3 protein-coding genes are annotated in these 11,177 nt (G+C 53.0%); all 3 read right to left on the bottom strand.

The genetic code is table 11. The annotated features are described in order from the left end of the window. A partial coding sequence (locus F3J22_RS30180; protein ID WP_240155256.1) for a condensation domain-containing protein occupies positions 1 to 1,699 on the bottom strand: 1,699 nt, incomplete at its 3' end. A gap of 16 nt (positions 1,700 to 1,715) precedes the next feature. Further along, complete coding sequence (locus F3J22_RS30175) at positions 1,716 to 2,690, bottom strand: TauD/TfdA family dioxygenase (RefSeq protein WP_167021735.1); 975 nt, start codon at positions 2,688 to 2,690, stop codon at positions 1,716 to 1,718. A gap of 31 nt (positions 2,691 to 2,721) precedes the next feature. After that, a complete protein-coding gene (locus tag F3J22_RS30170; protein ID WP_205195787.1) occupies positions 2,722 to 11,154 on the bottom strand; it encodes a non-ribosomal peptide synthetase in 8,433 nt (2,810 codons plus the stop codon). Between the last annotated feature and the right edge of the window lie 23 nt (positions 11,155 to 11,177).

Below are 11,177 nucleotides of genomic sequence, written 5' to 3'. Positions count from 1 at the left end.
GCGCAGCATAGGTGAGTTGCGATTGCTCAAACACTACAGCGATATGGTCCGGATGTTGTGCTACCTGCTTTTTGAAAGAGGTCAGCACATCGGTGCGCTCCGTATAGTTCAGCGGGATATCATTGAACGCAGTTAACAGCTGCTCTTTTTCTTTTGCGGTAAGGATGTTCAGTTGGTTCAGCGGCACCAGAGGCGCCTGGATAACAGACCGCAGGAGTTCTTCCATATGGGCCAGCAGCCGCTGGATGGTCTCCTCCTGGTAAATATCTGTATTGTATTCTATCCCTGCATAAAAAGATCCGTTAGCGGTTTCTATCAGGTTAAAGGAGAGATCAACTTTGCATTGCAGATAGCCTTCGCCTTCAAAGCTGCGGATCTTCAGGCCGCCGGGGCCTTCTACGCCTGACGTGTCACGCTCCCGTTCTGTTACGGCCAACAGCACATCAAAAAGCGGGTTACGGCTTCTGTCGCGCAGCAATTGCAACTCACCCACCAGCTCATCCAGCGGATATGCCTGGTGCTCAAAAGCCTTAAGCGTGGTATCTTTTATGTAGGTCAGCAGCTGTACGAAGTTCCAGTCGGGGTTGAAACGCATCCGGAGTGGCAAGGTGTTGATATAAGCACCGATCTGGTCTTCCAGGTCTTTATGATCCCTGCCGGCAACAGGGCTGCCGATCACGATGTCTGTTTGTCCGGTGTGATAGTATAGCAAAGCATTTACGGCGGCAAGCAGGCTCATAAAAAAGGTAGCGCCCTGTTCCCAGCCGAGTGTCTTGATACCCGCGCCCAGCGAGGCATCCATGATCCTGCTGGCCAGCGCGCCGTTATACGTTTTGATGGCCGGGCGTGGACGATCGCCGGGTAATTCCAGCACTGGCAGCTCGCCTTCAAATTGTTGCAGCCAGTAAGCCTGGTGTGCTTGTCCGGGCTGACTACCCAGCTGTTCCTGTTGCCAGGCAGCATAATCCTTATAGTGGATGCGCAGTGGCGCCGGCTGAAAAGTAGTAGTGCCGGTATGCATTTCATAGAACTGTAACAGCTCACGGAGCAGGATTCCCATCGACCAGCCGTCGCTGATGATATGATGCATCACATAGGCAAACACCCATTTATCGGGGGCCGTCCGGATCACAGCCGCCCGCAGCAGCGGGCCATGCGCCAGATCAAACGGCGCAGCTACCTGCGCTCTTACCAACGCATGCAGTGCGGCGCTGGTATGCTCCCCGCTCAGGTCTGTGATGTGAAGCTGAAAGCCGCTATCTTCCGGCGGCAGCACCCACTGCCTGATCTCCCCGGTCTCATCGTCACGAAACACTGTACGCAAACTTTCATGCCGGGAGATAAGTGAATGGAACGCGGCGGCCACTGCAGCGGTATCCAACAGGCCTTCAAAAAGATAGACACGCGGAATGTTATAGGCGACATTGCTGTCTTCCAGTTGGCTCAACAGCCACAAACGGCGTTGCGAAGAAGAGAGTACATAACTCTCCTGCGACGCAACTGCCGGAATATTGGTAAACGATTTTTGCTGGTTCTTGCGGAACCAGGCGATCAGACTGTCTTTGTGCAGGTGGATCTTTTGCAGTAAATCCTCGCTCAATAGCGCATCATGCGGCTCGATAGCCAGCTCTTCTCCCGAAAAAGACAATCGTACGTTGGCTGCTCTCAAATCGCGGATAATAGTTTTAACGTCTTTCATAATTTTTTAATAGCGGTTAACACATGCTTACATATACTTTTCTTTCTCCTTTGAAGGGCATCCTGCCATGCGCCATCAACATATTATCCAGCATCAGCACATCGTTTTTCTGCCACGGGAATTTAATGGCGCATTTAAAATGGAGGTCGGTGATCTGCTTCAGGTCGGCCTCTGCGATCTCCTCTCCATTGCCATAATAGGCGTATTGGGGAAACTTATGTTTGTTACGGGAATGGATCAGTTTCAAGCCACGGTAGATCTCATCAGGAAGACCGGAAGGATGGAACTGGTTAGCCTGGTTGAACCATACTTTTTCGCCGGTTACCGGATGTTGGGCCACCCCTAATCCCTGCTGGCTCAAACAAAGATTATTACCATCCCAGGTATAGGAGATGTTACTCTCGTCACAATATTTTTCAACTACGGACTTGTCGGATGTTTCAAAAGTATCCATCCAGGTTTTGCCAACACCCGCTGCACCACTGAGGTAGCGGGTATATCTCACGCCATATTTTTCAAATCGCTCTACAATGCCGGGGTCCAGCACTTCCAGAATTTTGCGGCAGTCTACGATTGGTGTTTCCCCACCTTCTTCCGCGGGCGTATGACAGTAAAAGAAGATGGTGCCCGGCCATTTGCTGGAATAGGATAATTCATTATGAAGAGAGATACTCAGCTCTTTTGGATATTCGGTAGACGTATATACATCATTGGATAATTTGGTACGTGGAGAGTTGCCATCCACGTAGTCGAAGGCTACGTTGCCGGCAAATATCTCCTTCACTTTCAGCAGGCCATCGCGATTATTGACGTTGAAGTTCCTGAACAGGATGGCGCCGGTTTTCAGCAACTGTTGGCCGATCTCTTCCCTGTTGGCGGAAAGGTGTGCCAGCAGTGCATCGAGTTCGAGATTAACGATACCTTCCGGGCGGATGATGTTAACAGTTTGCCCTTCGGCAGAAAAAGATTCCATGATGATCGTATGTTCCATGTAACTGAGTTTTCTGGGATAGATAAATGATTTACTGCTGCATCCAGCGGATGTTTTCTATTTCTTCCGCCAGCGCTTCGATATTAGGTTCCAGGAAAAAGTTTGTCAGATCTATTTCGACGTTGAACTGCTCGTGGATACGCAGCACGATTCTGATCGCTTTGAGGCTGTGTCCTCCGAGATCAAAGAAGCTGTCTTTGATACCGATCTTGTCTTTACCGGCTTCCAGCACTTCGCTCCAGATGGCCACCAGCTGTTCTTCCACTTCTGTACGCGGTGCTACATATGCCGTAGCCGATGTAGCGCTTTGCGCATCGGGCAGCGGCAATGCCCTGCGGTCGATCTTACCGTTGGCGGTGAGCGGCAGCATATCCATACGAACAAAATGTGCAGGCATCATATAAGCAGGCAACGAGGTTTGCAAGCTGTTACGCAAGTCGGCGAGATCAAACTCACTGCCAGCCGAAAACCAGGCTACCAGCTGCTTTTCAGCGGAGGCGCCATCCACTGCCATCACGATGGCCGATGTGATATGCGACTGCCGCAACAGCACATTGGTGATTTCTCCCGGCTCTATCCGGAAGCCCCTGATCTTCACCTGGTCGTCTTTACGGCCGATGAAAGCAATGCTGCCGTCATGCAGCCTACGTCCAAGGTCACCGGTACGGTAGATCCTGGCATTATCACGGAAAGGATCGTTCACAAATTTTTCTGCGGTAGCATCCGGGCGGTGCAGGTATCCCATGGCGAGGCCTTCTCCGCCGATGCAGATCTCTCCGGCAGCGCCGGACGGCACCAGCTGCTGATAGTCATCAAGCAGGTATACATAGTTGTTGCCGAAAGGAATGCCCAGCGAGATAGCAAGATGTTGATCGTGAATATTAATCTGGCGCGCCAGCTTGCCTACGGTGGTTTCGGAAGGGCCGTAGTGGTTATATACCTGGCAGGTAGCGCCAGCAGATTGCAGCAACCGGATCACATCCATGGTGAGCTGCTCACCGCCGAATATGAGGCACTTGAGCGGAATGAAAGCATGGTGCGCACCCTGCAAGGCCTTCCAATGTGAAGGCACGATCTTCACGCAATCCAGCTCCGCATGCTGCATGACTTCCGGGTTCATCACGGCGGCAGCAGTGAACAGGTGTAACTCTCCGCCAGTGAGCAAGGCAGGATAAATAACGGTATTACCAAGATCAGCTGCAATGGTGGATACCAGTCCGAAACGCCTGCAATCGCGGATATTCGTTCTCGTTATAATGCCGGCGGTATAGTCTACGATGGCTGCATGCGTGATCATCACCCCTTTGGGATGCCCTGTGGAACCGGAGGTATAGATCACATAGGCCAGGTGCTGTGCCCCACTGATGGCAGGCAGGTTAGCACCATCGTAATCAGGAGCGTGCTCCAGGAATGTTTGGAGCCAGTTATCATCTATGCAGGCTTTGCACCGACTGTCTGTCATCATGTAATCCACTCTTTCTGCCGGGTACTCGGGATCAATGGGCACATAGGCGGCGCCAGCCTTCATCACGGCGATCATTGCCACGATCAGCCACTCGCTGCGCTCCAGGCGGATGGCTACCAGGTCGTCAGGCCGGAGATCACAGGTGGTGCGGAGATGAGCCGCCATGCGGTTAGCCGTTTCATTCAGCTCGCGGTAAGTAAGGCGCCTCACATCAAATACCAGCGCAGTATGATCCGGTGTGGCAGCGGCCTGGGCTTCAAAGAGGGTGGTAACGGTTTCACCGGTCCAATGTCCGGCTACGGCCTGACCACCAGACGATAAGTGGGATTGTTTTTCTGCCGTTGTCAGGAAATCGAGGTGCACCAATTCCTTATCGGCAGCTGTCACCGCGGCTTCCAGCAATTGTTCCAGGTGGCTGGTCAGTTGCTGTGCGGTGCTTTCCTGGTAGATATCTGTGTTGTATAAAAGTCCTACATGGATCTCCTCTCCTGTCTCCACAAAATTGAAGAGCAAATCAAAGCGGCAGATGAGATTTTCTGCGGCCTCGTAGCCGCTCACAGTGAGGGGGCCTTCATGATGTGCGTTTGCATCCTGGTTCTGCAATACCACCCATACATCAAACAAGGGGTTACGGCTTACATCACGGCGAAGCTGCAAAGCATCCACCAGCGCATCAAAAGGATAGTGCTGATGTTCATAGGCACTCAATGTAACCTCGCGGATATGACGCAGCAACTGCCGGAAACTTTCCGTTCCTTTAAAGCGCGTACGCAGCGGAAGCGTGTTGATATAAAAACCAATCTGCTTTTCCAGGTCAATATGGTCCCTGCCGGCAACAGGACTTCCAATCACTATATCTTCCTGATGGGTATAACGGTGGAGCAATGCATTCACCCCTGCCAGCAATCCCATGAAGAGTGTACTACCTTCTTCCGCTGCGATCTTTTTAAGTGCGCGGGTAAGCGTGGCAGATAGCCGTTTGTTTACGGCTGCACCGTTGTATGTTTTCACTGGTGGACGGGGCTTGTCGCCTGCGAGGGCCAGCACCGGTACTTCTTCTTCAAACTGCTGCAACCAGTATTGCTGATCTGCGGCCTCCTGCCCTTTCAGTTGTTGCCAGGCGGCATAATCTTTATAGTGGAACCGCAATGGGGGCAGCGGCGCTGCGTGATAGTAAAGTTGCAGCAGCTCATCGCTGAGCACCTGCATCGACCAGCCATCGCTGATAATATGATGCAGTACATAACTGAACACCCATTCATGGTCCTGTATACGATACAGTGAAACACGGATCAGTGGCCCGTTGGCGAGATCGAATGGCTGCATGGCCTCTTTTCGGATGGCCGCCTGCAACACATCTTCCTGTTGCACAACCCCGCGCAGATCTTCATAAATGAAGGTCGGCGTCATGGCTTCCGCTGGCAGGATGAACTGCCTGATCTCCCCATTTTCTGCTTCTTTAAAAACTGTCCTCAAAATCTCATGGCGGGCAGTAAGCCGTTGCAATGCCTGCTGCCAGGCCGTTACATCGAGTGCTCCAGTCAAACGGTATACACCCGGCATGTTGTAGCCGATGTTACCCTCCTCAGACTGGCTCAATGCCCAGAGGCGGCGCTGCGCGGCAGACAATGCATAATGCAGTTGCTCCGGCAGCGATTGGATGTTGGCAAAGACTTTACGGCGGGCACCGGTGATCAGCTGTGCCTGTGCTTCCAGCACGGTGACAGTAAAGAGCTGTGCAATGCCCAGCTTCACCTCAAATTGCTGATGGATCATACCCGCCAGCCGTGTCACTTTCAAACTATGGCCGCCCAGCAGGAAGAAATCGTCCAGCATGCCTACCTGCGCCACACCAAGGATCTCCTGCCAGATGTCTGCCAGCCGGGCTTCTGTACTATTGCGCGGCGCTACATAACCGACACCGGAATCCATCGCAATACCATCCGGATCAGGCATATGTTTGCGGTCAACTTTGCCATTAGGTGTGAGTGGGAAAGTATCCAGCTGTACAAAACGGGCAGGCAACATATACGGCGGCAGATGCACGGCCATTTCGGTTCTCAGCAGTGTGGCCTCTAATGGTTCACTTCCTGTCACATAGGCCACCAGCTCCTTCTCTCCGTTGATCCTGCTGTGGGTGATCACCACTGCTGCATCTACACCGGTGCATATCTGCAATACTTTTTCTATCTCTCCCAGCTCAATACGATATCCGCGGATCTTCACCTGGTCATCTTTCCGACCGATAAATTCAATATTACCATCGGGCAGCCAGCGGGCAAGGTCGCCAGTGCGGTACATACGTTCACCTTTACAGAAAGGGTCTTCCACAAATTTCTCCATCGTCAGCTCCGGCCGGTTGAGATAGCCGGGGGAAAGGCCATCACCGCCAATACAGATCTCTCCTGTCGTCCCTACCGGCAATAATTGCAGGTGGTCATCCAGCAGGTAGATGCGTGTGTTGGCAATCGGTTTGCCGATCGTATTCAATGCCTTTCCTTTTTCATATTGATGATAACTGCTCCATACCGCACATTCGGTAGGGCCGTATTCATTAAAGAGATCACAATGCGCCATGCCTTCCGTGGCAAAGTGAAGGTCTACCAGCTGCGCGGTGCAGGTCTCTCCTGCTACGATCACTTGCCGCAAGGCATGGTGGCGGCCTGCCAGTTTTATCAGCAGCTGCTGATAATAAGACGGCACCGTAAGCAGGTGACTGACCTGCTGTGTGCAGATGAAATCTGCCAGGGCACCTGTATCTGCTACATCACTGCCTTTCACCATATTGAGACATCCCCCTTCGCAGAGCGTACCAAAGATGCCTGCTACCGAACTGTCGAATGCGTAAGACGACAACAACAGGAAAGACAACACATTTTCGTAGGTGCGTTGGCGTTGTACCGTAGAGTGCAGCAGGTTTCGGTGGGTGATCTGTACTCCTTTGGAACGGCCCGTAGAGCCGGAAGTATAGATTACATAAGCCAGCTGCCCAGGTAAAGGCGCAGTCAGCACCGGTTCTTTACTGTACTGGTCCTGCGTTGCCTTGAACTGTTGCAGGAAAGCCGCATCTACCAGTGTTTTGCAGGCACTGTCGGTGAGCATATGTGTAATACGCTCCTGCGGATAATCGGGATCTACCGGCACATAAGCGCCGCCAGCTTTCAGGATACCCCAGATGGCCACAATGGTCCATTCGCTTCTTTCCAGGTGAATACCCACCAGGTCATTGGCTCCGATATGATGTTGCCGTTGCAGGCAGTGCGCAAGCTGGTTGGCATAGTCATTTAGTTCTTTATAGGTAAGGGTGGCGCCATCAAAATAGAGCGCAGTATTGCCCGGCGACAGCTTCACCTGTTCTTCAAAAAGCTGCAACACCGTTTTTTCGGGAAGTCTTTCCGGCGACACGGTATTGAAGGCATGCAACTGCAGTTGCTTTTCGGCGGTACCGAGATAATCCAGCTGATGTACGGTGGTCCGGGTATCTGTCATCGCTGCTTCGATCAGTTGCAGCAAATGCTGTTGCAGCTGGCCGATCAGCTGGTCATCATAACAGTAGCGGTTATAGTCAAAGGTGATGCGGACAGTTTCGCCCGGCACGATCACGATGCTGAGATCATAGCTGGTTTGTTCAAATACATCGGAAGAGAGCAGTTCCAGTGCACCTGTTTTCATTTCTGCAGCTACCAGCTCCTTTACCGGATAATTTTCAAAGATGATCACATGATCGAAAAGTTTTCTTCCGGGGCCGCTCTCCTGCTGTATTTCAGCGAGCTGCACCTGGTGGTGCGACACACCTTCAATAGCTTCCTGCTGCACGGTTTTCAGCAATGCTTCTACCGTAACATCGGTGTTCATACGTATGCGCACGGGGATGGTATTGATAAAAAGCCCGATCATCTCTTCGATACCTTTTACCTCTGCCGGCCGGCCTGATACGATGCTGCCAAATACAACGTCTGCTGTGTTATTGTACCGGCCAAGCAAGATGCCCCACATCACCTGGAAAAAGGTATTTTCCGTGATGCCATGCCTACCGCAATACTGGCTGATCTGCTGCCGCAGCGTTCCGGTTATTGCCAGCTGCTTTTTCCGGCCTTCATACCTGCCAGGCTCCCGGTCGGTATGTCCCGGCACACTGCTCAATGTTTCGTAGCCGGATAAGTATTCCTTCCAGTATGCCAATGATGATCCCTGCGCTGACCCGGTGAGCCACCGGATATAGTCGGAATACGGATGCACCGGCGGCAACTGCAGGGTGTTGTGTTCTACCAGGCTATAATAGATCTGGAAGAACTCCCGGATGAGGATGCCCACACACCATCCATCCATCAGGATATGATGATGGCTCCAGATAAAGTCGTAGGTATCGTTGCCCAATGCCACGATGGTCAGCCGCATCTGTGAACCGGTATGCAGGTCAAAGCCGCGGGAGCGGTCTGCATCCCTATAAACAGCGGCATCTGCTTCGTTGTTAGTGATATATTCAAATACCGGTGGTACATTTTTTCTTACTACCTGTAACACCCGCGCATCGGGTCGCTGCATGAAATGCGTACGTAGCACGGCATGACGGGCAGTCAGCTGTAAATAACTCTCTTTAAGTGCCGAAATGTCCAGCGGGCCTTGCAGCCGGTAGTTCATCTGTTCAAAATAGAACGGCGCCGCCGGATCACTTAACCAGTGATAATACAGGCCTTCCTGCAAAGGACTGAGCGGGTATACATCTTCCAGGTCGCCGTCTTTGTTCAGCGCGACCACTTCTGCCAGACTTAATCCTTTAAAGGAGAGATCTACCGGGGTAGGATATGTTTGATTTATTGCAGCCAGCGTTGTGATAAGCTGTTGTAATTGTTGTTCTAAAGCGGACAAGAGCCTGCGCACGGTTGCTTCCTCAAACTGGGCCTTGCTGTAGCCGATGGTCATCCGCAGCTGCCCTGCCACCACCATGCCTGATACATTGAGTACCGTGCTGCGTAACCGTTCCGGCGCTACTTCCAGGCCGTGATAGTCGCCGATGAAGGAGAACTGCGGGGCCTCATCGTTCCCGGCACCTGTGCCAAAGTCGCCCAGGTAGTTGAAGGCTATCTGTGGTTGCAGCTCATCTTTTTTGCCGCCCAGGTAACGTAGCACACCATAGCCAATACCTTTGTCCGGCACCCGGTGCAGGTGTTCCTTTACCGCGATCAGCTGACTGATGGCATCCGGCTGCTCCAGGTCCAGCAACACGGGGAACAGTGTCGTGAACCAGCCTACTGTGCGGGTTACATCTACGCCGCCACCGATATCTTCCCTTCCATGACCTTCCAGCGTCACCAGCGCCTGCGGCAGACCGAACGTCTCACGTAAGGCCAGTCCCAGCGCGGATAGCAGCACATCGTTCACTTCTGTGCGATAGGCGCTGTAGCAGCGTGTAAGCAGCTGCGTGGTGCTAGTGCTGTCCAGCAAAAAGGATTGCGACACCGCATCACGCGCCTGGTTACTGCCCTGCGCATGATCTAACGGCAACGGGGGGACGCTGGCGGTGCTGATCTGCTCCCAATAAGGGGCAGCAGCAGCCAGCGCTTCACTCTGTGCATAGGCTTGCAGCTGGCCCGACCACCAGGCATAGGCATCTGTTTTCTGCGGCAGCTGCAAAGGTATGCCGCTGCTATGCTGGCTATACAACTGCGACAGGTCGTCCAGCAGGATGCGCCAGGAAACGCCGTCCACTACCAGATGATGAGCGGCCAGCAGCAGGCGGTCGCCATCGGCGCCGCGGAATAAGGCCGCTTTGAACAAGGGGCCTTCCGACAGCCGGAAGCTGCTTTGTATGCGGTCGCAGGCAGCTGCAAAGGCCGATTCATGCGCATAGTCCAGCACTTCCAGTACGGCCGCCGTGTCAGCACCTTTGTTTTCCTGTATCCAGCTGCCGACTTCGTGGCGGTATACCATCCGCAGCGCATCGTGATGCAGCCAGAGATGGTCCAGTGCCGCCTGTAAGCTCGCTAGCGCTACTGAGGTCGCACTGAATAATAACACCGACTGGTTATAATGACCGGCATACGCAGTGTCCTGTTCCAGGAAATACTGCTGGATAGGCGTGAGCCCTACCAGACCCGATACCGTTGCCTGAGAAGCATACCGGGTCACCAGCTCCATCTTTTCTGACAGCTGCTCCACCACTGGCGTAAGCAGCACATCCTGTATTTTAAGGGAGTAACCGCGTTGTTTCAAACGGGATACTACCTGGATAGATTTAATGGAATCACCTCCCAGCAGGAAGAAATCGTCCCGCAGACCTACCTGCTTTTTCTTCAGTACTTCTTCCAGTACCGCGGCCAGGTGGATTTGTGCGTCGGTGCGGGGCGCTACATATGTAACGCTGGCATAGGTGTTGACACCTGCGGGATCAGGCAGCCGTTTGCGGTCTACCTTCCCGTTAGTGGTCAGCGGCAACTCGTCCAGTACCACAAAGTGAGCAGGGATCATATACGCTGGCAGCATGCCGGACAGATAATTACGTATATCCGTTACATGTAGTTCCTTGCCGGTGATGTAGGCGGCCAGCTCCTTTTCGCCTTCGTTGCCGGAGCGGGCCAATACTACCGCGGTTTCCACACCAGGAGTGCCCAGCACGGCGGTTTCTATCTCTCCCAACTCTATGCGGTAACCACGGATTTTAACCTGGTCATCTTTTCTGCCGATGAACACAATGTTGCCATCTGGCAGCCAGCGGGCCAGGTCGCCCGTACGATAGGCCAGGCCATTGCCGAAAGGTGCCGCTACAAACTTCTTTGCCGTCAGCTCCGGCTGATGCAGATAGCCATTGGCTACGCCTGCGCCGGCAATATAGATCTCTCCGGTCACCCCTACCGGTACCAGCTGTTGCATGGCATCCAGGATATAGATCGATGTGCCGGATATCGGCTTACCGATGATCACCGGCTTATCCGGGTGTAGTTCTGTAACGATACAACCTACCGTTGTTTCCGTGGGGCCGTACTCGTTATATACCTTCATGGTGGTATGGATGTTCTTCAGGA

Origin of the sequence: Chitinophaga sp. Cy-1792, assembly GCF_011752935.1 — a bacterium.
In the GTDB taxonomy this organism is placed as follows: Bacteria; Bacteroidota; Bacteroidia; order Chitinophagales; family Chitinophagaceae; genus Chitinophaga.
Note: the sequence above shows the minus strand (reverse complement) of the source record. Positions and strands in the feature narration are given on the sequence as shown.